This is a genomic window from Fibrobacter sp. UWB3, from assembly GCF_002210405.1.
Lineage (GTDB): Bacteria > Fibrobacterota > Fibrobacteria > Fibrobacterales > Fibrobacteraceae > Fibrobacter.
Window position 1 is genome coordinate 36,913 of the sequence record NZ_MWQJ01000009.1, and the last position, 26,549, is coordinate 63,461.

Annotated in this window: 18 protein-coding genes and 1 tRNA gene; 11 read left to right on the forward strand and 8 right to left on the reverse strand. The window is 50.5% G+C overall.

Annotated features, from left to right (window positions below; genetic code table 11):
- Position 1 precedes the first annotated feature (1 nt).
- Complete coding sequence (locus B7991_RS10760; protein WP_088630821.1) at positions 2-1,162, reverse strand: class I SAM-dependent RNA methyltransferase; 1,161 nt, start codon at positions 1,160-1,162, stop codon at positions 2-4.
- A gap of 319 nt (positions 1,163-1,481) precedes the next feature.
- Here B7991_RS10760 and B7991_RS14875 point away from each other — a divergent pair, with 319 nt between their 5' ends.
- Entirely contained in the window at positions 1,482-3,605 is a 2,124-nt protein-coding gene (locus B7991_RS14875; protein ID WP_159462321.1) for a fibrobacter succinogenes major paralogous domain-containing protein, read from the forward strand.
- Between the two features lie 225 nt (positions 3,606-3,830).
- Positions 3,831-4,046 (forward strand): BrnA antitoxin family protein, encoded by a 216-nt coding sequence (locus tag B7991_RS10770; protein WP_088630822.1) that lies wholly within the window; start codon positions 3,831-3,833, stop codon positions 4,044-4,046.
- 118 nt (positions 4,047-4,164) lie between these two features.
- On the opposite strand, the gene B7991_RS10775 is transcribed toward B7991_RS10770, so the two are convergent.
- A tRNA-Gly gene (locus B7991_RS10775) sits at positions 4,165-4,236 on the reverse strand.
- 155 nt (positions 4,237-4,391) lie between these two features.
- Here B7991_RS10775 and infC point away from each other — a divergent pair.
- From infC to rplT, 3 genes are read left to right on the forward strand one after another with little or no spacing between them, the layout of a single operon-like run.
- Positions 4,392-4,976, forward strand: coding sequence for a translation initiation factor IF-3 (gene infC / locus B7991_RS10780; protein ID WP_014545554.1), 585 nt, complete (start codon positions 4,392-4,394; stop codon positions 4,974-4,976).
- A gap of 21 nt (positions 4,977-4,997) precedes the next feature.
- Positions 4,998-5,195, forward strand: a complete 198-nt coding sequence (gene rpmI, locus B7991_RS10785) for a 50S ribosomal protein L35 (protein ID WP_014545553.1) — start codon at positions 4,998-5,000, stop codon at positions 5,193-5,195.
- Between the two features lie 11 nt (positions 5,196-5,206).
- Positions 5,207-5,557, forward strand: coding sequence for a 50S ribosomal protein L20 (gene rplT / locus B7991_RS10790; protein ID WP_014545552.1), 351 nt, complete (start codon positions 5,207-5,209; stop codon positions 5,555-5,557).
- Positions 5,558-6,151: 594 nt separating this feature from the next.
- Here the strand turns inward: rplT and B7991_RS10795 are convergent.
- The gene (locus B7991_RS10795; RefSeq protein WP_088630823.1) at positions 6,152-7,423 is read right to left on the reverse strand and encodes a pitrilysin family protein; all 1,272 of its coding nucleotides are present in this window, start codon (positions 7,421-7,423) and stop codon (positions 6,152-6,154) included.
- A gap of 169 nt (positions 7,424-7,592) precedes the next feature.
- On the opposite strand from B7991_RS10795, the gene B7991_RS10800 reads away from it, so the two are divergent.
- The 4 genes from B7991_RS10800 (at position 7,593) to B7991_RS10815 (ending at position 13,729) form a co-directional block, all read left to right on the forward strand.
- Positions 7,593-9,914: an NADP-dependent malic enzyme gene (locus B7991_RS10800; protein ID WP_014545550.1), complete on the forward strand. Its 2,322-nt coding sequence runs from the start codon at positions 7,593-7,595 to the stop codon at positions 9,912-9,914.
- 133 nt (positions 9,915-10,047) lie between these two features.
- Complete coding sequence (locus B7991_RS14685) at positions 10,048-11,085, forward strand: hypothetical protein (protein WP_141099869.1); 1,038 nt, start codon at positions 10,048-10,050, stop codon at positions 11,083-11,085.
- A gap of 180 nt (positions 11,086-11,265) precedes the next feature.
- Positions 11,266-12,108 carry a TIGR02147 family protein gene (locus tag B7991_RS10810; protein WP_088630825.1) on the forward strand — a complete coding sequence of 281 codons (843 nt, stop codon included), beginning with the start codon at positions 11,266-11,268 and terminating at the stop codon, positions 12,106-12,108.
- Positions 12,101-13,729: a hypothetical protein gene (locus B7991_RS10815; protein WP_088630826.1), complete on the forward strand. Its 1,629-nt coding sequence runs from the start codon at positions 12,101-12,103 to the stop codon at positions 13,727-13,729. Before B7991_RS10810 ends, B7991_RS10815 begins: the two co-directional genes overlap by 8 nt.
- Before the next feature lie 121 nt (positions 13,730-13,850).
- Here the strand turns inward: B7991_RS10815 and B7991_RS10820 are convergent, their stop codons facing one another.
- From B7991_RS10820 to B7991_RS10835, 4 genes are all read right to left on the reverse strand, one after another.
- Positions 13,851-16,031: a glycoside hydrolase family 5 protein gene (locus tag B7991_RS10820; protein ID WP_088630827.1), complete on the reverse strand. Its 2,181-nt coding sequence runs from the start codon at positions 16,029-16,031 to the stop codon at positions 13,851-13,853.
- Between the two features lie 307 nt (positions 16,032-16,338).
- Positions 16,339-19,221, reverse strand: coding sequence for a DNA polymerase I (gene polA, locus B7991_RS10825; protein WP_088630828.1), 2,883 nt, complete (start codon positions 19,219-19,221; stop codon positions 16,339-16,341).
- Between the two features lie 50 nt (positions 19,222-19,271).
- Complete coding sequence (locus B7991_RS10830; RefSeq protein ID WP_088630829.1) at positions 19,272-20,972, reverse strand: NAD(P)H-hydrate dehydratase; 1,701 nt, start codon at positions 20,970-20,972, stop codon at positions 19,272-19,274.
- 7 nt (positions 20,973-20,979) lie between these two features.
- The gene (locus B7991_RS10835) at positions 20,980-21,792 is read right to left on the reverse strand and encodes a porin family protein (RefSeq protein WP_088630830.1); all 813 of its coding nucleotides are present in this window, start codon (positions 21,790-21,792) and stop codon (positions 20,980-20,982) included.
- Between the two features lie 197 nt (positions 21,793-21,989).
- Between B7991_RS10835 and B7991_RS10840 the strand changes: the two genes are divergently transcribed.
- On the forward strand, positions 21,990-22,310 hold the full coding sequence (locus B7991_RS10840) for a helix-turn-helix transcriptional regulator (protein WP_088630831.1): 321 nt from the start codon (positions 21,990-21,992) through the stop codon (positions 22,308-22,310).
- A 2-nt stretch (positions 22,311-22,312) separates the two neighbouring features.
- Positions 22,313-23,893, forward strand: coding sequence for an SO_0444 family Cu/Zn efflux transporter (locus B7991_RS10845; protein ID WP_088630832.1), 1,581 nt, complete (start codon positions 22,313-22,315; stop codon positions 23,891-23,893).
- Here B7991_RS10845 and B7991_RS10850 read toward each other — a convergent pair.
- Positions 23,890-26,508 carry an RNA helicase gene (locus B7991_RS10850; RefSeq protein WP_088630833.1) on the reverse strand — a complete coding sequence of 873 codons (2,619 nt, stop codon included), beginning with the start codon at positions 26,506-26,508 and terminating at the stop codon, positions 23,890-23,892. The genes B7991_RS10845 and B7991_RS10850 overlap by 4 nt on opposite strands.
- Positions 26,509-26,549 lie beyond the last annotated feature (41 nt).

Sequence of the window (26,549 nt, forward strand, 5' to 3'; positions counted from 1 at the left end):
ATTATTTACGTTCGAGTGCTACAAGCGTTTCGAGGTGCGGGGTGCCGGGGAACAAATCCATCGGCAACACTTCCTTGACGCGGTAGCCGTAACGTTCCCATTCGGCGAGGGCGCCTGGGATTTCGTCGGTGCCACAGAAAATGTGGAGTACACGCACAGGCTTGCGCATGGCGAGAGCGCGGATGACGCCCGGTTCAGTACCCTTGCGCGGCGGGTCCAACAAAATGCGTTCCGGTTCGCCAGGGATCGGCCGCGGAAGTCTCATTTGCACAAACGTCTCGTCAATTTTCCCTGCGATGAACTTGTAGTTTTTCTTCAAGAATCTTGCAGAAGCCTTGGCGCAATCGATGGACGGGCCTTCCCATTCCACACCGAGAACGGACTTGGCGGCTTCACCGAGAGCAAAGCTGAAGAGACCGTAACCGCAGTAAAGATCCAAGAAATGGTCGCCCTTTTCGAGACCGAGCAAGCGGCTTGCGGACTTGATGAGGTTGTGAATTTGGCTTTCGTTAATCTGGCTGAAGCCCGTCACCGGGTACTTGAGCCTGAAATGGCCGAGGTCGAGCGAAAGTTCGCGCGGGCCGTAAAGCTGCTTGAAGTTGAGCGTGTCTGTCGGGCGCTTTGCTTCGAGATAGTAGTTGGAGCCTGTCGGGTCCACGTAGGCATGTGCTGCGGTCACGTGGTACGGGCTCTGCTGCAAGACTTCGGAAATCTGCTTGAGCTTGCGCACGATACTTGCATCGAGCTTTTTCACGTTGAAAATCACGATGCGGTACTTGTATGTGCCGCGGATGATGAGCCAGTTGAGCGCGTAAGCGAGCGGCTTGTAGGCTGGCGTGATGAGCTTGTCGAACAGCAGACGGTAAATGGCGTTGTGTTCTTCGGGCTCCAAGATGCTGTCGTATTCATTAAAGCGGAGGTCGCCCGGCTTCATTTCGACCTGGCGCTTGGACGTCGTGCGGTAATTGCGCGGCATGGGGCTAGCCACAATCGGCTGCGGACCGCGTGCAAGGCGGTTGACTTCCCAAAATTCGCGGATGGCTTCGTTCTTGACCTTGAGCTCGTCCTTGTAATCGAGCGGAGCAAGGGTTTCGCCGTAAGCGGAATCCGATTCCTTCGTATAATTCGGGAGGTTATGGGCTATTGCTTGTTCAAAAAACATGAAATCCTCTTTTTCTACCCTCAAATTTAAAAAGTTCCCGGAAAGTTTAAAGCCTATTTTTATGCTATGAGGGAGTAATTAGTGGTTAGTAAACAGTAGGTATGAGGCGTGAGGTCGGGGCTACGCCCCTTTGAGGCATGAGCAATGAGGTAAACGAGTCATCCTGAGCGGAGTGCAACGTAGCCGAAGGATCCAGTGACAGTTGTGCTCTTGGGGGAGGCCCCCTTAAGGGCGAAATTGAATTGCTTTAGAGCGTGTTTTACCTTGTTCCTCCTTTAATTATTTTGTATTATTTGTACAAATAAAAAAGGAGTGAGTTGTGAATTTTAGGCGTGTTGTAGGAATTTTTTCTGTTGTTTCGACAATTATGTCGTTTTATGCATGTGGCGACGACAAATCTTCTTCTGCAAATTCTTTACCTGATGAAGTAGCTGATAAAGCTGAACTCGAAACTTACGAATGCAACATGTCTGTCATTGGCGGAAAAGTATTCGTGAAAAGCTTGGGTAAAAATTACGAATGCGATGGCGAAGAATGGTTCGAATCTTACGACCAACCGAAATCGAGTGCGAAGGGTAAGAGTTCTTCGTCTAGTAAAGGAAATAGCTCGTCTTCTGGTAAGTCTTCCTCGTCTTCTTCTGAGAAGGTATCTTCGTCATCGAGTAGTGCGGTGGAACAGTCGAGTAGCAGTGTAATGTCTAGCAGCTCGCGCCCCACAGAAATCCTTGAACCCGAAACCAAAGTGAACGAAAGATGTTCTGAAACGGGAGCCTGCGACGCAATGGATAAGAATGATGTCGGCACGTGGCATTTTGTGCGCAAGGATGATTTTGGCGATGATGTTGAATACACTTACAAGGCTGACGGTCGCGATTTGATTGTAACCATTAAGAGTGCTGATGGCTCGGTAGATTCTAAGACTTATTCCATGTATAATATGGAGTCTGAAGTGGGTGTTGAAATGGCTTTCAATGCTGCGAAGTCCACCTGCAAGGACGGTGGCGGAAACGACAAGAAAATAAAGACTTGCGTGAAGGATACAACGGAAGTTTTGCCAGAGTGTGATCGGGAGCATGAAGGCTACCTTGCGTTAATAGGTTCTGTTTATAAAATTTGCAAGTCGAAATCTTGGACCAAAGCGACTGTATTAGAGTATGATACCTATGGTTTGGAATGTCTCGACGATGGACGAGCCGTATGTGGGAATGTTATTGATAGTAATAAGTATGTGTGTGAATCAGGAAAATTCCGTGAGGCAAATTCCATTGAACGGGATACTTATGGCTTGGATTGCGTTGAAGGACGGACCGTTGCTGGTAGAGTGAATGAAGAAAATAAGTATACATGCGAATTGGGAAAGTTCCGTGAGGCGAATAAAATTGAAATTGATACTTATGGTTTTGAATGCGTTGAAGGGCAAACGGTTGCAGGTAATGTAAATAAATATAACAGGTATACATGCGAATCGGGAAGGTTTCGTACAGCGAATGAATTCGAAATACATACTTATGGTTTGGAGTGTGTTGAAGGGCTTGTTGTTAAAGGTTCTGAATTCAGTTCTGGATATTATGTTTGTAAATCGGGAAAGTTTGTTGAGGCTGCTGACGATGAACGGTCTGTAGGTTTGGCGTGTATGGCTAATAACGAGGGGCAAATTGCTGAGGGGCGTCCTGTGTCTTATTCTGGTCCATCACCGTTGCCTATGTATAAATATTATTGTTCAAATCAGGAGTGGAAAAATATTACAAATTGGGATTGGAATGTTTCGAAAGAAATTCGTTTTAATCCTGAGGTAAAGTATGGCTCCATGATAGACGATCGAGATGGGCGTGTTTATAGAACAGTGAAGATTGGCGAACAAGTGTGGATGGCGGAAAACTTGAATTATTCGGACAGTATAAAAACGCCAAGCCTTAAGGGTAGAAGCTCGTGCTATGATAATAAAGATGAGTATTGCGAAGTGGCTGGTCGACTTTATACTTGGGCTGCTGCATTTGATTCTGTTGCTAGGCCTGATTTGGCGGAAAAATTGGCTTATTGTGAACGAACCGTTACCGTTTGCGATGTTTCAGCCAAGACTCAAGGAGTGTGTCCTAAAGGTTGGCATCTTCCTGACACGACGGAATGGATAAATCTTTTGGTTGCTGTGGGAGGTGGTCGTGGAACTTGGGCGAATGTGCGTGGCGCTGAATTTCTCAAATCTCGAACAGGTTGGTCGGATTCTGGGACTCAAAATTTCGATGATGCTTTTGGCTTTTCTATGTTGCCTGCGGGATGGTGGGATGCTCAAGAAGGTTATTTAAAATTTGATGCGAGTGGTTTTTATGCTTATTTTTGGGAGGTTACGGGGCGTCATTTGGTGGTGGGGAGTGGTGCATACGCATGGATTACGAATGGTTATAAAAAAAGCATGATGAGTGTCCGTTGTGTCAAGGACGAATAGTCCTGCTACTTAAAAATTGAAAGCTGATGCCCTGTTCCATCATATGGACGGGGCGATTTTTTTGTGGGGTTTTAGGGGCGGAGCCCCTAGGCGAAAGGGTGATGGAAGACCTGGTGGACCTTATCGGTGTGTTCCAAACTGACTGTGGGGACGCCGGGGCTGAAATTAGGGGAAGACTTGCCCCTTTTAATAGAAAAGGATATTTTGGAATGAAGGAGATTGCTTATGAAAAAAGAATATGATTTTGCAAAAATGCAGGCTGTCAGGAATCCTTATGCAACTGCATTGAAAAAACAGATAACGATTCGTTTGAATTCGGGTACTGTTGAATATTTTAAAGCGATGGCAAAAGAAGTCAGCATCCCTTACCAGACTTTGATTGATTCGTACTTGACGGATTGTGCGTTGAGTAAACGCCGACTGAATATTCGTTGGAAGTGAACTACGACGCCCTGTTACTTAATACGGACGGGGAAATTTTTTTTTGTTTATGGTGGCCCCGGAACGGAGTCCGGGGTGACATGGCGATAAAAAAAGACCTCCCAAAGGGAGGTCTAAGAGCGGCGGACCGGGATCGAACCGGCAACCATTAGCTTGGAAGGCTAAGGCTCTACCATTGAGCTACCGCCGCGAGCATGCACAATTATACAAAAATACGTCGATTTTTAAAGGGGTTCATAAAAAAGTTGTTGGAAAAATATGAAAAAAATTCTAAATTTACGCTCGCATTAACAAACAATCATATCAGAGGTAGCATACTTGTTCCCTAATCCGCGCGATCGTCGCATGCCCAACCGTCCCAGCGATGGGACCCGTATCAACGAAGATATCCATATCTCTCCGATTCGTCTCGTGAAAGAAGATGGCGAAGCTATCATCATCGAGACGAGCAAGGCATTGCAGATGGCGAAAGACGCCGGACTGGACCTTGTGGAAGTCTCCCCGAATGCTAAGCCGCCTGTCTGCCGCATCATCAACTACGGCAAGTACAAGTTTGAACAACTGAAGAAGGCTAAGGCCGCAAAGGCCAAGCAGCACGTGGTGAAGCTCAAGGAAATCAAGATGCACCCGAAGACTGCCGAGAACGACTACCAGTACCGCATCAAGCAGGCTGGCGAGTTCTTGCAGGACGGTATGAAGGTGAAGCTTATCATGCAGTTCCGTGGACGCGAAATGGCGCACATGGACTACGGCAAGCGCCTTATGGAACGCGCCAAGGAAGACTTGGCTCCGTTTGGCGATTTGGAAATGGATTCGCGGGTGGAAGGCAACACAATGCTTTCTATCTACGGTCCAAAACGTGGTGCCGGTAAGAAACAAGACCAGGCACCGAAGCCCGTAACCGAGCCAAAGGCAGCAGGTGAGGCTTAACTATTAACCTACGAGGTAAAAATGCCTAAGATGAAAACTCACAGCGGTGCTAAGAAGCGCTTCCGCGTGACTGGTTCCGGCCATGTCAAGTTCAAGCGCGCTGGTATGCGCCACATTCAAGCTAAGATGAACACTAAGCGTAAGCGTAACCTTCGTAAGGGCGCTCTCGTTAAGAAAGTCGATACCTATCATGTCAAGCGTCTGCTTGTCGTAGCATAAGGAGAGTAAGAATGCCACGCGCAAAAACTAGAGTTCCTTCCCGCGAACGCCGCAAAAAAATCCTCAAGGCCGCCAAGGGTTACTATGGCCGCCGCAAGTCGAACCTTCGCCTTGCTATTGACGCCGTTGCCCACGCTGGTCAGTATGCCTATGCACACCGCCGCGACAAGAAGGGTGATTTCCGCTCTCTGTGGATCACTCGCTTGAACGCTGCTGTTCGTGAATTCGGCATCAGCTATAGCCAGTTCATTTACAAGCTTTCCAAGGCTAACATCAACATGAACCGCAAGGTTCTCGCTGACTTGGCCGTCGCCGATCCGGCAGCATTTGCCAAGGTCGTCGAAATCGTGAAGGCTGCTTAAGTCCTGACTTAGCGAAAACGCGAGAAATTCGCCCTGCTCCTTGCGAGTGGGGCGTTTTTACATTTAAGGCGATGGCCAAGTGTGAGCCGGAGTCGCCAGGCGTAAGCTGGCGATGTAGGCGAGAGTGAGGCTATACCCTATTTTCATACAAGCAGTTAAGCCGGAACGGTTGCTACTGTGAGCCGGAGTCGCCAGGCGTAAGCTGGCGATGTAGGCGAGAGCATGCGAATAGTCGGAGTCTCGTTTTTTGATCAATGAGCATGCGGTCGTGTCCCGCCGTCGCCGATCCGGCAGCATTTGCTAAGGTCGTCGAAATCGTGAAGGCTGCTTAAGTCCTGACTTAGCAAAAACGCGAGAAATTGTGCCCCGCCCGAAAAGGCGGGGTACTTTTTGCTTTTGATTGTATACAAATTATAGTGCTATTGGTTCGCTGTATTGGCTTTGGAGCTTATAAAATCGGTTTTTTGTCCGATTTATATGCATGAGTCTGAAATTTGAACGCTTTTTATGCTAAAAAGAGGAGATGCCCGCACAGTGGCGGGCATGACAAACGGTTCAGGCGGACATGACAGGTTCCGGTGGACGTGTCATGTGCTAGAACAAATCTACGTCGAGGACGGTCTTCTTTTTGCTCTTGGGTTCGACGACGGCGATGGAATATTTTGCCGTGCTGAGCAAGCGATTGACTGTTGCGAGGACTTCGTCTTCGGTGATGGCGCGGATTTTCTTCTCGACATCTTCCATCGTGTGGAATTCGCCGAGGTGGAGCGTCTGTTCCGCCATGCGCAACACGCGCTTCTCGGGACTGTCGGCGCCGAGGTGGAGCCCGCCGAGGATGTTCGTCTTGGTGCGTTCGAACTCATCCTTGATGAACCCGTGATGCAGGAATTTTCTGACTTCGGCAATGGAAAGCGCGAGAGCTGTCTTGAGCTGGTGCGGCTCGGTGGCCAGGGCAACGCCCCAGTCCACGCAGTCCTTGTAAAGGTCTGCGGTGGAATACACGGAGTAGGCAAGGCCTTTGTCTTCGCGGATTTTTTGGAACAAACGCGAGGCCATGCCTGCTCCCATCGCCACATTGAAAAGCGAGAATGCACAACGGTCGCGGTCGCTCATCAGTGATCGGTCGAAACTCAAACCCCAGAAAAGGTTCGATTGAGTGATGTCGCTTTTCTGTACAATCTTGATACCTTGATTCGGCGTATAGATGTCTTCGGGTGTGATTCCGTTAATCTTTTTTTGTTCAAATTTTTTAGCACAAAGTTCTACGAGTTCTTCGTGCTTGACTTTACCTGAGGCGCAAACGTAGAGCGGAATTTCGTCGGTGACTTGATGTCCGTACTTGAGCATTTGCTTGCGCGTGAGAGCTTGAACTTGCTTCACGTTCCCGGTGATGGAATGCGCAATACCGCAGCCCTTGAAATGGATGGCGTTGAAAATGTCACCTACGAGTTCTTCGGGAATGTCGTCGTAGCTGTGGACTTCCTCGATAATGACGTGGCGCTCCTTTTCCATTTCTTTCTTGTCGAAGCGCGGGTGCATGAGCATGTCCGAAATCACGTCAATGGCAAGCGGCATGTCGCTGCTTTCGACTTGTGCGTAAAAGCCCGTTTCCTGGCGGGTCGTGTACGCTTCGAGATTCCCGCCGCGGTCTTCGATGGCGTGCGCAATTTCGAGTGCGGTGCGGTTCTCGGTTCCCTTGAAAACGAGGTGCTCGTAAAAATGGCTGAGCCCGAATTCATCGTGTGCTTCGTGGCGGCTCCCGCGCGGGACCCAAACACCGACGGCTGCCGAATAGGCGTGCGGCATGTAATCCGTTAGAATGGTAATTCCGTTTTCGAGGACAGTCTGTTTGATATTTTGTTTCATTTTTTGTAATACGCGCGTCGTATGGGAGCTAAAAGTTTTATTTGCGGCTTAACTATAGCAATTTTGGGTAAAAATGTAACAAAAAACACATTTTTGGCACCCTTTTATTGTTGTGTAAATTTTTCTAAATTTTGCGCGAAAATAATGTTATGACTCACAGGAGAACGAAATGGGAAAAGACTTAAAGGAAATGGCTCTCCAATACCATTCCATGGGCAAGCCGGGCAAGATCGAAATCGTGCCCACCAAGCCGCACAGCACGCAGACGGACTTGGGCCTTGCATACACGCCGGGCGTGGCTTCACCGTGTCTTGAAATCGAAAAAGACCAGAACCTCGCTTACGAATACACGGGCAAGGGCAACCTCGTCGCTGTGATTAGTAACGGTACGGCTGTGCTTGGTCTCGGCGATATTGGCGCACTTGCTGGTAAGCCGGTGATGGAAGGCAAGGCTTTGCTTTTCAAGATTTATGCGGGCATTGACGTGTTCGACATCGAAATCAACGAAAAGGATCCGAAGAAGTTTATCGAAATTGTGAAGGGCATTGCCCCGACGTTCGGCGGTATCAACCTCGAAGACATCAAGGCTCCGGAATGCTTCGAAATCGAAGACACGCTTAAGGCTGAACTCGATATTCCGGTGATGCACGATGACCAGCACGGTACGGCTATTATTTCTTCCGCTGGCCTCTTGAACGCTATCGAAGTTGCAGGCAAGAGCATTCGCAACGTGAAGATGGTTGTGAACGGCGCTGGCGCTGCCGCTTGCGCTTGCACACGCCTCTACTTGTCTCTCGGTCTCAAGAAAGAAAATCTTGTGATGTGCGATAGCAAGGGCGTTATCCGCAAGGACCGCAAGGGCCTCACCGAAGCAAAGGCTTTCTTTGCAACGGAACGCACCGACATCGAAACGCTCGAAGATGCCATGAAGGGTGCAGACGTGTTCGTCGGCCTCTCCAAGGGTAACATCCTCACTCGCGAAATGGTGCGTAGCATGGCTGACCAGCCGATTGTCTTTGCTCTTGCAAACCCGACTCCGGAAATCAGCTACGAAGAAGCTATGGCAAGCCGTGGCGACCTCATCTTTGCAACGGGCCGTAGCGACTATCCGAACCAGGTGAACAACGTTATCGGTTTCCCGTACATCTTCCGTGGCGCTCTCGACGTGCGTGCAACGACGATTAACGAACACATGAAGCACGCTGCTGTCCGCGCGATCGCCGCTCTCGCTCACAAGCCGGTTCCGGATGTGGTGAACATTGCATACAACTCACAGCGCTTCACGTTTGGCAAGGAATACTTGATTCCGAAGCCGCTCGATCCGCGCCTCCTCACGGAAGTTTCCATTGCAGTTGCCAAGGCTGCTATTGAAAGTGGCGTGGCCCGCAAGCCGATTACCGATTGGGACGCTTACTACGATCGCCTCCGCGACATGATGGGTTATGACAACAAGCTCATCCGTCAGTTCAGCGATACCGCCCGCAGCAACCCGAAGCGCGTCGTGTTTGCCGAAAGCAACCTCAACATGCTCAAGGCTGCTGTCCAGGCTCAGGCAGAAGGCATTGCACACCCGATTATGCTTGGCAACCCGGAACGCATCCAGATGATCGCCCAGCGCGAACAGCTCGACCTCACGGGCATCAAGATTGTGAATCCGCGTTCTCCGGAAGAATTCGAACGCCGCCGCAATTACGCTGCAATTTATGCTGAAGAAAACGGCCGCAATGGCGTGACCTTCGAAGAAGCCCGCGACGACATGTTCGAACCGAACCACTTCGGTATGATGATGGTGAAGGTCGGCGATGCCGATGCGCTCATTTCCGGTGGCTATTCCAAGTACTCTGAAACGATTGAACTTGCTAAGGAAATTATCGGTATTCGTCCGGAATACAAGCACTTCGGTGCTATGCATATCCTCAGCACTAAGAAGGGTACGTTCTTCCTCGCCGATACGCTCGTGAACCGCGACCCGGATGCAGAAACGCTCGTCGATATCGTGAAGCTCACGCACGACGCTGTCCGCTTCTTTGCTCACGAACCGGTGATGGCTATGCTCAGCTACGCAAATTTCGGTTCTGATAAGGAAGCTGCTCGTGGCACCGTGAACAAGGTCCGCGAAGCCGTGAAGACGATTCACGAACAGTATCCAGATTACGTTCTCGATGGCGAAATGCAGGTGAACGTGGCTCTTGACAAGGATCTTCGCGATACGAAGTACCCATTCAACAAGATCAAGGGCCAGACCGTGAACACGCTCATCTTCCCGTGCCTTTCTTCTGCAAATACCACTTGCAAGATGCTCTTGGAAATGGGCGTTGGCGAATCCATCGGTCCTGTTCAGATGGGCTTGAACAAGCCGGTTCACTTCACCGACTCCGACGCTTCTGTCCACGATATCTTCAACTTGACCGTTGCCGCCGTCATCGACGCCATCGTTCAGGAAAAGAAGGACGAAGAAAAGAACAAGAAGAAGTTCGACAAGATCTGGTAAGCGTCGACTTTGTGTCATCCTGAGCGTAGTCGAAGGATCTAGATGCTAAAGAGGACTCGGTTAAGCCGGGTCCTTTTTGCTTGCTTGCTGGTTTTTGTATATATTAATTGTGTAGGATAAAAGGAGATTTTATATGAAGCGGAAGCTTTATGGAGCTTGTGGAATTGCTGCTTTGGCATTTGCGGCTTGTTCTGAAGATAATGGCTCGAATGCGTTTAATGAACAGGGGCCAGTTGCAGATGCTTCGTCGAGTTCTGTCGTGGCGCCTTTAAGTTCTTTGGCGGAATCTTCCGGCTCTGTAGAAGAATCCTCCAGTTCTCTGTTCGGACTTTCTTCTAGCGCTCCGGTCCCTGAATCGTCAAGTTCCGAAGCGGAATTGTCCTCGAGTTCGGCTGCGTTGTCAAGCTCTTCTGCAGAACTTTTGTCGAGCTCCTCTACTGTACTTTCGTCAAGTTCGAGTTCGTGTCGGCGGATGCAATGGAGGGGTTATGATAATGACTCGACTGTTGTGATGGAAGCCTGTGGGGATTCTGCGTGGCCCCAAGATGCTGTTGTAGATGGCGTGTGGCGTGTGGTGGAAACGGATTCTTCTTGTCCCTATTGTGGTGTTTATGACGAACGTGTTGGACAAGTTGTGAAAGGGAATTCGTCAATAGCTTGGAACGAAGGTGTTGGCGAAAACGGCGAAGTGCTGACTTCTACGGTGCTGCATTGCGGTGGAATTTGTGGAACGGCGGTCTTGGAAAAAGGAACTTTGACGTATCATCCGTTCGTGTCTGTCGGCTTTACGCTTGCAAGGGATGACTCTGGAAAGCCGGTTCCTGTCGATGTTTCGACATGGAATGGAATTTGCATTTCTTATTCTTCAGCTGCGGCTCCGTCGTTGGAATTGGATTTGGGTGATTCTCTAAATGCTGCGTTTGGCTATGCTCAGCCGACGGTGTCTTTGCCCAAGTCTTCCACTGGTACGAGAAGATGCCTTACATGGGATCAATTTAAATTTCCGTCTTGGTTCAAAGGCGAAGCGGAAGGCTGGCGTGAAAATACGGGTCTAGTGGCTTCTAAGCATCTTGTCGGGGTGCGGTTTAAATTACAAGCGTTAGAAGGCAATTATATTTTTCATATTGCATTTTTGGGGTCGAATGACCTAGGTGTCGAAAGATTCTACTGACATTGTGATGCGTTGATTGGGACCGCTTCGGCGGTCCTTTTTTTTATACAGTACGGCGTGTACTATATAGATATAAATTTTATTTTTACAGTAAATAAAAATGTGAAATTTTGATAAAAATTGAAGAAAATGTACTATAAAATATTGACTTTTTAAAATTAGTGACGTATATTTGTTTGTATGAAACCAATAATTGAATATCAAGATTATCACGCTTATCTGAGCGACTACTACGAAGAACGCAAGCGCACTTCGGCATTCTCTTGGCGCGAGTTTGCGAAGATTGCGGGCTTTGTTTCGCCGTCGTACCTCAAGGATGTTTGCTGTGGAAAGACGATCCTCAGCAAAGTGACCATGGGGCGCGTGGCTGCCGCCATTGGGCTTGCCGGTTATGAAGTGACCTACTTCGAGGCGATGGTCCAATTTGGCAATGCCAAGACGGACGATGCGAAGAAAAAGTTCTTAGAACAAATGCACTCGATCGCCCTTGATCATAAGGTGCGCATTGTCGATAAGGATGCTTTCGAGTATTACGACAGCTGGAAAAATTCTGTTGTGCGAGAACTTGCTCCGATAATGCCCGGTGCGATGCCTGGTGAAATCGCCAAGATGTGCACGCAAGAAATCTCTGCGCTTGAAGTCCGTAAGTCGCTTGCCTTTTTGGAACGCGCCGGGTTCCTCAAGCAAGTTGGCGAAAACATTTATGTGCAGACGGAAAAGTCTGTAGAAGGCTCTAGGGAAGGGCTTCCGCTTGCGCTCCGTTCGATGCACCGTGAAATGGGTCATTTGGCGATTGATTCGCTGGATCGCTTTGCGTCAAACGAACGCAACATTACGGGCGTCACGATGGGCATTGACAAAGATGCTTACGAACGCATTGTTCGTGAATTGGACGAATGCCGAAAAAAAATTACCGCGATTGCGGAAGAGTGCAACAATATCAAACAAGTTTACAGATTGAATTTACAATTGTTCCCTCTTTCTAAAGAGGTTAGCAAAAATGAGGAGGCTAAAGATGAATAGCAAATTTTATGCAGCGTGTGGTGCAATGGCGTTTGGCCTTGCTGCGTGCTCCGGAGAAAACGGAGACATCACGGGAACGTCGACGGAACCGAATCCGATTGCTCTGATTTCGTCTAGTTCGGTGGGCAATCTTTCGTCTAGCTCTTTTGGTAGTCGCACTGTTGACTTGTGGGATCCTCTTGCGGGTGATTACCATTTGAACACGGTTCTTTATGCGGCTCGCTTGTCTGCGAATGAACAGGCGGATGGCCATTGGTTCTGGGAAGCTCGCGGAGCGGACGAAAACGAAGGCGGACAGTCTTCTATTGTATGGCCTGTAGCGTTGGGAAGTGATGCGGACTCCCTGTCTACGGTTATTGACTCGTGCCAAGGCATTTGCGGTATCGCCGATTTGAAAAAGGGATCGATGACTATGCAACCCTTTGCCGCCGTTGGCTTTGTCATGGCTAGGGATGCGGCTGGTAACCCGACTCCGGTTGATGTCTCTGATTGGAACGGCGTTTGCATCTCGTATACGTCTGATTCGGATGCCTCGCTTGTGCTTGATCTAGGGGACTCGCTTGGAACGTTATTCTACGATGGCTTTGCCTTCCCGGCTGCGTCGTTGCCGAAAGCGGTTAATCCGGTTACTAAATGCTTTAACTGGAGCTATTTCAAAATACCTTCCTGGAAAAAGGAAAATCCTGATGGCTGGGGACAAAATACTGGCTTGAGGGCCGCTAAGCAATTGGTCGGGCTGATGTTCAGGATCCAAAATGAACCTGGGCAATATAAGTTCGATATCAAGTATTTTGGAACGAAGGCGGACGGTGTGCCGGAAGTAGAAGACCCGGAATCTGCAGGTGGTGCTGGAGTGGTCGATTCGTCAGGTGAGTTTGTACTGTACGGCTATGACGGAGTTTTGTGGACTCCAACTAAAGATCCGGACCGAGTTAAAACATCATATTATGCTGAAAACGTTTGGCCGGAAAATGCCGTGGAGGATGGCCGTTGGTATTGGTCTACGGACGAAGACGTAGGCGGAATGTCGTCTGTAAAATGGCCGGTGGCGCTAGGTGCGGAAAATTCGTTGACTCCGGTTGTCGAATTGTGCAAGGGCGTCTGCGGCGTTGCGTCCCTGAAGAAGGACGCTAGCCAGACGGATCCGTATGTGTCGCTCGGCTTTGGAATCGCTAAGGGTGCTTCTGGAGAACCGTTGCCTGTTGATATATCGAATTGGAATGCGGTCTGTTTTGAATATTATTCAGAAATACCCATAAGGGTTGAACTGGTTGTGAGCGATACGTCGGATGGCTTGCCGTGGGCAAAATTGCCAAGCTCTCGAATGGCTGTAAAACGATGCTTAGATTGGGGCCATTTTAAATTGCCTAAGGACAGTATTGCTCCTTATGAAGGTGAAATAAATGACATGAGTGACGTGACCAAGATGATGATGCATGGAAGTTACGAAGCGTCTCGTATTGAAGAAAAAGTGGAAAATGCTGCTAAGCAAACGATTTCTGTAAGGCTGAAGATTCAAGATGAAGTGGACGGTGATTATAGGTTTGGCGTTGGCGCCATCAACATGATGTTTCTTGATGAAAATGGTGCGCTCATACGCGATTGGCAAACTGAATGGTAATTTGTTAGGAGGAAAAGAAAAAGGGCTCGGCGATTGCCGGGCCCTTTCCCCTAAACAACAGGAGATAGGTCTCTCTGTTATTCCCTTGCTGCAAACACTCCAACATGCAAGGGGTTTTAAGTTAGCGGAGCTTGATCTGCTTGACGCTCTTCTGGCTGCCCATCTTGACGATGAGGACTGCAGCGCCGCGTGCGCTTGTGCTCAGCTGGACTTCGTTTGCACCAGCGTGTGTGTCGAAGCTCTTTTGAGCGATGACCTGGCCCATGGAGTTCATGAGCATTGCGGTTGCGTGGGTAGCCTTGCTTGCGTTGAATGTGGCGTAAACAGAACCCGGCTGCACGTTCACGAGCATCTTCGGGGCTGCGGTTGTGCTCGGCATGCAGATTCTGCTTGTGCCGCCTGCGATAGCGACGATCTTGCCAGATGCGGTACCTTCGAGCTGCGGTTTCTTATCGAAGTCATCGATGATTTCGGTAGAACCGTCGGCCTTGATGCCCTTGATATAGTCGATCGTGATCGTTCCAGAAACCTGAGTGCCGTAGAGGTTGAGACCGATGGCGTTCACGGAAGTGAGGCCTGTGGGTTCAGTGCGGAAATCGGTCCACTTGACCTGGAAAGTCTGGAACGTGGAAACGTCGAGCTGCTGGTCTGCCTGTTCCATGACATTTGCGTCAAACCAGTCCCAGCTGCCGCCGGTCATCATGAAGAAGTCCATGGAGGTCCAGCCGTATTCGCCGCAATCCTTTGCTGCGTTGGTGCAGGGGCCTGCTGTAGCGACTTCACCCTTCATGCTGATTTCGAGACCGACGTACTTGGAGAGATCCTTGGCGGTGCCTGAGAGGTTGATGCGGAGTGTGCCGGTTTCGCTAGAGTCGGATGTTACGCTCTTGTAGGTCACTTCAATGCCCTTGCCGCCTGCGGTTTCAGGAACTTCGTTTTCGTTGACCAAGCTGTCGAGGTTGCTCTTGTTGTTGCCTTCCATGCCGTATGCCTTTTGCAATGCGTTCAAGACATCCGGGTCGAGAATGGAATAGGTGCCCTTTTGACGGGTGATGATGGTCATGTTGCCATCGTTTTCTGCACCGGTGTCCCAAACGTAAGGAACGATGCCGTTTGCCTTGGCGTTCTTGGCGACTTCACCGTAGAAGAGGGCGCGGCCCTGCAAATGGAGCTTGAGGTTTGCGGCGTCGGTAATCTGACCGGTGCGCTTGATGGCGCCAAGTTCACCGATGATTACTGGAATGCCCTTGTCGCAGAACATCGTCTTGAGTTCGCCGAATGCCTTTGCAATCTGGTTCGGAGTGCCGAGAGCGGAGTTGTCGATGCTCTTGCTGTAAACGTTCCAGCCCATGTTGTGTTCCTTGTCATTCGTGCTGGAAAGTCCGGTGTAGTAATAATACTGCTTGCCCCAATCTTCGTCAGCGGTCATGAGGGAGTACTGATACGGATAGTAGTGGACTTCGGCCATCATGTAGCCTTCGCCAGCCGGGTCGGTCGGCCAGCTCGTGCTGAGCATCGGAGCGTTATCCATTTCGGTACGCGGAGCCTGCACAATCAAGGTACGGGTGTCGTTGTTGCCGCCTGCGCTACGCACAGAAGTGATGAATGCGTCGTAGTAGCCCTTCAAAATCTGCATACGGGAGTTGTCGAATGCCCACTGACCGCTTGCGCCCCACGGGTCGTTCACGCCCGGTTCGTTGGCGCCTGCGAAGAGGAGGTGTTCATCATAGTCTTTGAAGTAAGATGCGATCTGAGACCAGAAAGCGGCTTGGCGAGCCTTGGTCGTTGCGGAAGAGTTGGCGATGTCGCCGGAACCGCTACGCGGATTGGCCGTGCCTTCATAAACGCGGTCTTCGAGCCAGCCTTCGTCCCAGTGGGAATTCAAAACGACGTACATGCCTTCGGCGATGACCATGTCCACCACGTCCTTCACCTGCTTGAGCCATGCTGCGTCAATGGTCGGGGTGGTAAAGTCGGCGGCCTTGCCTACATGCTTGTAGGTGGAATTGTCGGCGGTGCCGCCGTTTGCGGCAATATCCTTGGCAAGAGCGTCAGAATGAGAGTACCAGGCGCAAGGAATACGCACGGTGTTGAAACCGGCGGCCTTGATGGCCTTGATGTAGCCTGCGGTCGGGAGCGGGTTGCCCCATGCTGTCGGATTTTCCGGCACTTCCATGGTGTTGCCGATATTATAACCCATGCCCATCGGTTCGACCAATGCGGTTGCCTTGGGGAGGGCGGCGAATGCTGATGCTGCCATGAGAAGCGAGCTGCATGCGATGCCAAAGGTATTCAATCTCATGTCTAAGACTCCTTGTTGAGACTTGTGATTGGGTGCCTTATTTTGTGAAATTTAAGTGATTTTAGAAATTTTTTGAGAACATACTTGAGCTTTGCTGCCCAATCTCAAACATCCCTTTTTCTCATACACTCAAGAATACACCCGTTGTACGGCTAGTAATATATATGAAAAAGGTTTGGAACGCAACTGAAAAATTATTTACACAGAAATAAATAACAAGTACGTAAGAACAGACGTGGTCTAAATCACATCTGTTTGAGAACTTTTTTTGAGAACATTTGGGACGGCGCGGGCGAGATTCGCCGCCTTAATGCGCCTCTAACCAGTTTTTGCCGAATCCGACGCTCGCGACGAGTGGAACTTTAAGTTCCATGGCGCCTTCCATTTCGGATTTGACCATCTGCGAAAGCTCTTCGACCTGGTCCTTCGGGCACTCGAAAACGAGTTCGTCGTGCACTTGGAGCATCATGCGGAGTGGGAGGTTCTCGTCGTTAATGCGTTTTTGGATGCGTATCATGGCAATCTTGATGAGGTCGGCGGCACTGCCTTGCACGGGGGTGTTCACGGCCATGCGTTCTGCCATTTGCGATTCCATGCGGTCGGAGCTGTCGATGCCTGCGATGTAGCGGCGGCGTCCGGAGAGCGTTTCGACATAGCCGTCGCGGTGGGCGGCGGCCTTGGTGTCGTCGATGAACTTTTGCACGCCCTGGTACATTTCGAAGTAGCCGTCGATGAAACTTTTGGCCTGTGCCATCGGGATTTTCAGGTCGCGGGAGAGGCGGAAGGCGGTCATGCCGTAGAGCACGCCGAAGTTCACGACCTTCGCGTCGCGGCGCATGTCGGCGGTCACGTCTTCGAGGCTTACGCGGTTGATGGCGGCGGCCGTGCGGGCGTGGATGTCGATGCCTTCCTTGTAGCTTTCGATGAGCGTTTCGTCTCCGCTCAGGTGTGCGAGCATGCGGAGTTCAATCTGCGAGTAGTCCACCGCGAGAATCACATTGTTCGGGTTCTGCGGAACGAATGCGGCGCGGATTTGCTTGCCGAGTTCGCTGCGGACGGGGATGTTTTGCAAGTTCGGGTCGCGGCTCGAAAGGCGGCCTGTTGCCGTACCCCATTGGATAAAGCTTGTGTGGATGCGCTTGGTGTCCGGGTTCACGAGTGTCGGGAGCACGGAAACGTAGGTGCTCTGCATCTTCTTGAGTTCGCGGTATTCGATGACGGCGAAAACAATCGGGTGTGCGCTGCGGAAGCTGAGTTCTTCGAGGACGGCGGCGTCGGTGCTGCGCTTTTTGATTTCGGGGAGACCGAGCGTGTCAAAGAGCACTTCGCCGAGTTGCTTGGGAGAGCCGATGTTAAATTCGCAACCCGCCATGTCGCAGATTTCTTTTTCGAGCTTTTCGATGCGGTGTTCCAAATCGGTCTGCAATTTCTTGAGAATCTTCGTGTCGACAAATGCACCGACACCTTCCATCTGGTAAAGCACCTTGAGAAGCGGCATTTCCTGGCTGAAGAAGTACTTTTCGTAGTCGTACTTCTGGAGTTTGGCGCGGAGCGGAGCCCAAAGGCGGAGCGTATACACGGCGTCTTCGGCGCCGTATTCGGTCGCGTCCTTGATGGGCGTGCGGTTGAACGTGATTTGGTTCTTGCCGCGTCCGATGAGATTCTCGATCGGAATCATCTCGTGCTGCAAAAGCTGCATGACCTGATTGTCGAGGCCGAGCCCGGTTTGGCCGGGCGAAAGCATCCATGCGGCGATGAGCGTATCGATGATGTTGGCGGAATCGATTTGCTTTTGCGTGAGTCCAAAGGTGCGGGCGAGAACGTGTAAGTCGAATTTGGCGTTGTGGAAAACGAGTGAACGCTTTGCACTGTCGGGATGCTTGGAACCGCTGTCGGAGCTGCCGCCGGGGAGTGTGCAAGAATCGTTCCAGAAATCAACGAACCACTTCTTGGTGGCGTTAAAGTCGAAGTTGCCGCCCTTGCCGGCAGGGTACGGGAAACCGATATCGTCGGTATGGCCGAGCGGGATGTAATAGCCTTTAGGGACGCTTCCATCTTTTGCTGCGGCGGCAAGGCAAAGCCCGACAATGTTGCATTGCATCGGATCCAGTCCGTCGGTTTCTGTGTCGATGCCGATTTCGGTTGCCGCGTCAAATTCCTTTTTCATCTGTACGAAGGTTTCTTCGTTGTCGACGCAGATGTAAGTGGGCGGAATGTCGGCGGGTGGTTCGGCAGGCTCACCAACCTTGTTGTTCTCGGCCCCCGTCGCTGAGTCGTCGGAATCGTCTTTGCGCACAAATCCTGTCTTGCTCGGAACATTTTCGAGCAATCGGATGAGGCTGTTGATTTCGTGTTCCCTGAAAATGCCTTCGAGCGTGTCGCTGTGGATACCGCAGAATTCAAGGGCGTCGAGATTGCCATGGTAGGCGCGCTTTGTCTGTAGCGTTACGAGTTCGCGGCTGAGGAACGCCTGTTCCTTGTTGTTCGCGAGATTGTCGTGCAACCCTTTTTTCTTGATGTTGTCGATGTTTGCGTAAATGTTGTCCATGTCGCCGTATTCGGTCAACAATTGGATGGCTGTTTTCGGACCGACTTTGGGGACGCCCGGAACGTTATCGCTCGAGTCGCCCATGAGGGCTAGATAGTCGCGGATTTTTTCAGGCGGAATGCCGTATTTCTCAAGGACTTGTTGCGGTCCAAAATCGATGCCGTCGGCGCTTTTTTCCAAATGGAAAAGGTGGATCTTGTCGGTTACGATTTGCGACATGTCTTTGTCTTTGCTAATGATAACGACATGGTCGAAACCTGCTTTGACGGCGGCTTCGGCAGCACTTGCCATCACGTCGTCGGCTTCGTAGCCGGGTTCCGACAAAAGCGGAATGCCGCTTGCTTCCAAGGATTCGCAAAGGAGCGGCATCTGCGCTGCCATTTCTTCGGGCATGGGGCCGCGATTGGCCTTGTAGTCTGGGTAAAGTTCGTGGCGGAAAGTCTTTGTGTGCGCGACATCGCGGGCAATCGCAAAATGCGTGGGCTTGTGCTTTGCTAAAATGCGGAGGACTGCGCCCCAGTAGCCGTGCATCATGGAAACGTCTTCGCCCTTGCTGTTGACGAGCGGGTTCTGGCTGTAAGCGTAGAACATGCGGAACGCGAGTGCGAAAGAATCGAGAAGTAATAAAGTCTTTTCTGCCATACTGGGAATGTAGCAATTTGCAAAAAAGAGCCGAGGCGAGGAAAAAGAAATTAAAACGCTTTGTGCAAATTCTTGATGATGTCGCTCGGGAGCATGCTGAATGCGCCGAGTTCTTCGCGCGTAATGCGACCTGCTTTCTGGTGCAAAAGTGCGCCTAGTACGGCTGCTTCGGGAGTTGCCAAACCTTGTGCGAGAAGTGCGACGATGATTCCTGAAAGAACGTCACCGCTCCCGCCCTTTGCCATGCCGGAATTCGCGACAGGAATGATATAAACGTTGCCATCAGGTGCTGCAATGTATGTTGGTGCGCCTTTTAGCAAAATGACTTTATTTGTATTTATGGCGATTTCTCTTAAGCGGCTTGGGATGGCCATGCTACTGTTTGGAAGATCTCCGAAGAGCCTTGCGAATTCTCGCACGTGGGGCGTCAAAATAGCAGGCTGCTGTAAATTGCGCAAGTATTCGGTGACTGCCTGAACTGTCGACTTCTCGTCGTGAAATACCATGCCGCATCTGGGTTCTGCGTCGTCCAACATTGCAATTGCATTTAATGCGTCGGCATCAATGACTGTTGGAGCCTTGAACTGCGGGAGTAAATCGAGAACGGCTCGGACAGTGCCGAGGTTTGTTGAAAGACCGGGCCCGATGGCGATTGCGCTTGCGTGTTTTGCGCGATCCAGTAAAGTTGGAATGTGATGCGGTTGCAAAGTTCCGCGATTCTCGTCGCCTGTTCCGTTTGCTCTATCGTCAAGACTGCAAAAAACGGGTTCTGAAAGTTTCGCCTGGATAATTGGCGTGATTGCTTCCGTCGTCGCTAGCGTGACAAGTCCTGCTCCGCTGCGGAGCGCTGCTTCTGTGCAGAGCGCTGCTGCACCCGGCATGTCCTTGGATCCTGCGATGATAAACGCTGTTCCTTGATGGCGCTTGTCTCCCCATTCGTTTCGCTGGGGCAGAAGTTGCGGAATATAATCTTCTGTGACGAGGTAATTCTTTTCGTCAAATTGCGGAATCAGTTCTGCGGGGTATTTAAGCGGGGCAACTGTGGCTTTCCCGAATGCGGGACCACCTTCTTTTGCGTATGCGTCTAAACGCGGGAACCCGAACAACATTGTTTCTTTGGCATGAATGCAAATGTTGTTGCAAATATGCATCGATGAATCGTAACCGGTTGGTGCGTCTGCCGCAATGACGGGGAGCCCGCTTTCATTTATGATTCGTACGGTTTCTGCAAATTCGGGGCGGAGTGTTCCCTTGGCGCCGTTTCCCAGCATGCCATCGACGATAAGCTGAAATGATTCGTGCAAAAAGCTAGGTGCTTGATTTGCTTTTTCGGTGATTGCCTTGGAATCGACGAGAGAACCGCCGACCTGTAGAAAATCGTCAAGCGCCAATTTGGCTTCGTTCTTGAATTTGCTTTCTGGCGCGAGACTAAAGACGGAACTCTTGATTCCTGCCTGCAAAAGATGCTTGGCAAGTACAAGCCCGTCACCGCCGTTGTTCCCGCCACCTATGAAAATGGCAACGGGCTTTGTGTAATGACAGACTGGGGCTTCTGCTATTTTGCATTGAACAAACTTGAATAGCGCAAGCCCAGCCTCTTGCATTAACGTGTATCCGCTTTGGATGATGTCTTTTTCAGAAGGCTCGCTCGTTGTCTTTTTTGCTAAAAAGATTTTAGACGCGGCATCTAGGCCACGCATGCTTTCGGTAGAAAGTACCGGCTGTAAATTTAAAGACTGGAGCGAGCGCATTTTTAACTTAGTTGAACCAATAGGTGACGCCGAACTTGAACATCATCGTGTGGGCGCCGTTTAAATGAATCGTAGACCACTTGATGTTGCCTTTGACTTCGCCACTTTCTTTGTCGTAATCTTTAGGATCGATATCGTATTTGTACTTAACGTCTGGGAATACTTCGTTGAAGCCCATGTACCAACGGAATCCAACGCTTAAATTGTCCAAAATGTTGTAGCCTGCACCGATGTTGAGGCCGAATTCAACGGGCGATTGTTCGATTTTGTCAAAATTGGAGTTGCCGTCAATGGGGTAATCGCCGCTGGTGTTGATGGAAAGCTGCGGACCGACTTCCAAGAAGAATTTGCTCGTGATTGAGCCGCGCATGTAGAACGCGAAGTCAAGGAACATCTGGTTATAGCATCTTTCAAAATCTTCATCGTCATGGCTGAGGTTGAAAAAGCGGAAAGCGATTTCTGGAGAGAACTGAAGACCTTCAATCATGTTGAAGCTTGCTGCGATGCCGAATTCTCCACCAAAGCCGCTCGGGGAATCCAAATCGTCTTCCTTGAGTTCTTTAAATCCCCAAAAATAACCGTAAATGAAGGAGGCTTTTGCTCCGATGCTGATGGGGTTCTTCTTTTTCAAGGTGGGGGCGGGCTGTTCGTCGATGGGCATGGCTTCGTTGTTTTGGGCTTCGGAAGCTACTGCCTGCTGGGTGGCTTCTTGAGCCGGGACGGCTTGCTGTGTGTACTCAGTAGCCTGATCTGCCGGCTGTGCGGTTGCGATTGCCGTGGCGCAGAGGGCGGTCAAGAGACCTGCTGCAAATTTCTTCATAAAAACTCCTTTGAAATGCGATCCTTTTTAATGGACCCCTAACTTGTAATGAAAATATAATAAAGAAGGCTTGGCGTTATTGTCGTAATGGTCGCTAATGAGTCTTTTTGGAGGAAATAACCCCTTGCCGTATTTTATGAAAATATGTATATATGAATTGTTGTTCATGTATTTAAACTATTAAAACAGGTATAAATATGCATAAAGAACCGAATACGCAAAATATTTCGCTCGATACGCTTTTTGAACTGTCTGAATTCTTCAAGTTCTTTGGCGATACGACGCGCATTCGCGTGATTCATTTGTTGCTTTCGGGCGAGATGTCTGTGAGTGCCATTGCCGAAAAGCTGAACCTTGAACAGTCCGTGGTGAGCCACCAGTTGCGCATTCTGCGCACGGCGAATCTTGTGAAGCCGACTCGTGACGGTCGCAAGATTTATTACTCGCTCGATGACGAGCATATCGGCGAAATTTTCAATACGGGTCTTGCTCACATTTTGCATAAGAAGAAGGGCTAAAAATGAACTATGTTACTGATTTTGTCTGGGAGTTTATCACGCTTTTTTCGGAGATGGCTCCGTTTTTGTTGCTTGGCTTTTTGCTCGCGGGAATTTTGCATGTTTGGGTGCCGAATCATTTGTATGTGCCTAAAATTGCAAAGTCGAATTTTGCATCGGTGCTTTGGGCGGCAATTTTTGGCGTTCCGCTTCCGATTTGTAGCTGCGGCGTGATTCCGACTTCGATTGCAATCCGCAAGGAAGGCGCAAGCAAGGGCGCTAGCGTGAGTTTCTTGATTTCGACTCCTGCGACGGGAGTAGATTCCATCTTGGCGACTTATTCGTTGCTGGGACTCCCGTTCGCTATTTTGCGTCCGGTGGCAGCGTTTGTAACGGCTTTGTTTGGCGGTGTGCTGACGAATTTTGCAACTCGCGGAGAAATTGATCTCGGCGAATCTGCGGGGAATGCTGCTGTGGGTGCGCATGGCGATTCGGCAAAACACGAACATCATCATGAACACCATCATGACCACGATGATGACGATCATTGCGAATGTGGCGACCATCATCACGACCACGAACATTGCGGTTGTTGCTGTGACGATGACCATGAACACTGTGAATGCGGCGGCCCTTCGGCAGGCTCAGGGACCTTCACGGGAAAGATTAAAGAGACGTTCCGCTATGGCCTTGTGAACATGGTGGGCGATGTGAGCAAGTGGCTCATGATTGGCCTTGTGCTTGGTGCGCTGATTTCTGCATTTGTTCCGAATGAACTGTTCCTTGCACTGCGTGAATACCCGATTCTTTGCATGGTTTGTGTGTTGCTTTTGGCAATGCCGATGTACACGTGCGCTACGGGATCCATCCCGCTTGCACTTGCGCTTGTGGCAAAGGGAATTACTCCGGGTGCTGCTCTTGTGCTTTTGATGGCTGGACCTGCAACGAGTATCGCTTCGATGCTTGTGGTCGGTAAGGCTTTTGGCAAGCGTACGCTCGCTGCTTACTTGTTCTCGATTGCGTTTGGTGCGATGTTCTTTGGCTTTATCGTCGATACGTTCTTTATGGATACGTTCCTCTCGGCGATGCTCCCGCAAGGTGCTGCGGATTGTCATGGGCACGAGGCTTTAGGCGTGTTCGATTACGTTTGCGCTGGACTCTTGGCTGCATTCATGTTGTATGCAAAGTTTGCGCACAAGGGCTGTGACGGTCATTGCGGCTGTGGTTGCGGTTGCGGAGATTCTTGCAAGTGCGCTGACTCTTGCGAGGACGATCACGATCATGACCATTGCGAATGCGGCGAATCTTGTGGATGCCATGAACACGGCGAACATGACCATCATCACGGCGCTTCGGCAGGCTCAGCGACCTTGGCGCATTCCGAGCCTGTCTCTAAAACGTATCGCGTGAACGGCATGAATTGCAGCCACTGCAAAGCGTGCGTCGAAAAAGCGGTTCGCCCGCTTGATGGAGTTGTATTTGCCGAAGCCGATGTCGCGAGCAAGTCGTTGCACGTGGAATGGCACGACGATGATGATATCGACATGGACTCTTTAAAGACCGCCGTCGAAGAAGCTGGCTTTGAATTTGCCGGCGAGGTTTAAACTTCGCCGATTCTAGCAAGCTTTAACAATGGCATTCCGGCTTCTCGGCTTTCGTCAAGATTGACCGTGAAATCAATGCTCCAGTCGTTGAATCCTTCTTCGTCCTGGAGCATTTGCTGTATCTGCATAATGTTCCCTTCGTACGTGACGATGGTATGGCTGAGAGCGCGACCTTCCACGTCCATGCGGAACTTGTGATGCTCGGCAGTGTAGGCGGCCATCGTTTCGATGAGCCGTTTTTCTGTCCACGGGGTACCTTCATCATCCGCTAAAAGTTCGCCTTCGGCAAGGTCGTCGGCGAGGCTGTCCAGAACATCCGAAAAGTCCTGCTTTTGCAAACTCATCATAATCTGGAAAATGCGCTGGCGAACCATGTTGAGGAAACGCTTCTTGTCATAAGTGATGTCAGCGGCAGCCTTGTCTGCACCGAAAGCCTTTTCGACTTCGTCTTCGGAAGCGCCTTCGTCCAAGCGCTTCTGGTAATCTTCCGGGTGCGCCATCTTTTCCCATTCTTCGAGCAAACTGGAGTCCACGCGGCGGATCATTTCGCCGAGGTAGTCCTGCATTTCCAAGAGTTCTTCGTTCTTGTAGCCGTCAGGCACGGTCTGCGAAAGCACTTTGTAAACGCCGTTTAAATGGCGAAGCAAAATCGCTTCCATGCGCTGCAAGTTGTACTGCTTCACATAACCGCTAAATGTCGTGAAATTCTCGAACATCTCGCGCACAATGGACTTGGGTTCAATGTTTTCGTCCACCCACGGATGAATGTCGGCAAAAGCATCGAACGTGTCGTAAATAAAATCACGCAGCGGTTTCGGGTATTCGACTTTTTCAAGCTCTTCGAGGCGCTGGTTGTATTCCATGCCTTGCGCCTTGAGTTCGTTCATGCGGGCATCGCGAGCCTTGCTCTGCTGGATGCGTAAAATGGCATCGGGATTCTCGAGGATGCTTTCGCACAAGGTAATCACATCGAGCGCGTATTCCGGCGAATCTTTGTCGAGCTTCGGAAGTGTGTCGAGCAGGTACAGCGAAAGCGGCTGGTTCATGGAAAAGTCATCTTGCAAATCCATGTTCACGCGCAAGTGGCTGTAACCCGGCGCTACAGCGGGCACGAATTCGATAATCTTTTTTTCGACGAGACTCCTGAACAGCAAAAATGCGCGGTGCTGCAATTGCTTCTTGCTGGCAGCACTTTCGTGGCAATCCTTGAGGAGTGCTCGCATAGCGCGGCAACCGTCCGTCGGGCGGCTCAAGATGTTCAAAAGCATTCCGTGGTTCACCTGGAAGCTTGATGTCAGCGGTTCCGGTGCGGATTCAATCAAACGCTTGAACGTGTTTTCGTCAAACGGAATGTAACCGTGCTCAGGCGGTTTCCTCTTCTGGAATTTTTTGCCTGTCGTACGCGACTTCGCTTCGAGTTTCAGATTTTCGATGACATGCTCTGGCGCTTGTGCGACCACGTAGCCGACATTGTCAAAACCTTTACGGCCTGCGCGGCCTGCAATCTGGTGAAAGTCGCGAGCGGTCAAAATGGCGGTCTTGTCGCCGCTGTACTTGCAGAGCTGTGTGAAAAGGACTGTGCGGATTGGAACGTTCACGCCCACGCCGAGCGTGTCTGTGCCGCAAATGACCTTGAGCAAACCTTGCTGGGCGAGCTTTTCGCAAAGAATGCGGTACTTCGGCAAAAGCCCTGCGTGGTGGAGTCCGATGCCCTGCTTGAGCCAACGCTTGACATCCGGACCATACGGGCTTGCAAAACGGACTTCCTTAATCGCCTCGTTAATCTTGACTTTTTCTTCTTTGGTGCAGAGGTCAAGACTCATAAAGTTTTGCGCATTGCTTGCCGCTGCGGCCTGCGTGAAGTGAACAACGTAAACAGGAGCCTTTCCCTCGTTCACAAGCTTTTGCACTTCGGTCGAAATTTCGGTGGTGCTGTAGCTAAAGTCGAGCGGCACCGGGCGTTGCGTGGAACGGACCGTCACGGACTCGCGGCCCGTGTGCTTGGTCATGTCGCGTTCGAAAAATTCTGTAGCGCCAACGGTAGCACTCATCAAGAGGAATCTCGATTGCGGGAGTGTCAAAAGCGGAACTTGCCAAGCGACACCGCGTTCCTTGTCGCTGTAATAATGGAACTCGTCCATCACGATGTCTGTGATGGTGAGCGTTTCGCCTTCGCAGAGCGCCATGTTCGAAAGAATTTCGGCCGTGCAGCAGATGATAGGGGCGTCGCGGTTGACGGTTGCATCACCGGTCGAAAGCCCGACGTTTTCGGCGCCGAATTCCTTGCAGAGCGCCATCCACTTTTCGTTCACGAGCGCCTTGATGGGGCAGGTATAAACGCTACGGCGGTTGTGTACAAGGCTATCGAAATGGAGCGCCAATGCGACCATGGACTTACCGCTACCCGTCGGCGTATTGAGGATGACATTCTTGCCGTCCAAAAGTTCCAAAATGGCTTCTTCTTGCGCTGGGTACAACGTTGTCCCACGGGCTTCTGCCCACGCCATAAATTGTTCCAAAACGTCTTCGGACGAAATGTCGGAACGGTGTCCATTGAACTTTTCAATCAGTTCATTCAAAAATTCTTTAAGAATCCGCTTGTTTTGCTCTGCCATAATGGCTCAAAGATAATATTAATCGTAAGAAGTTTTCTATT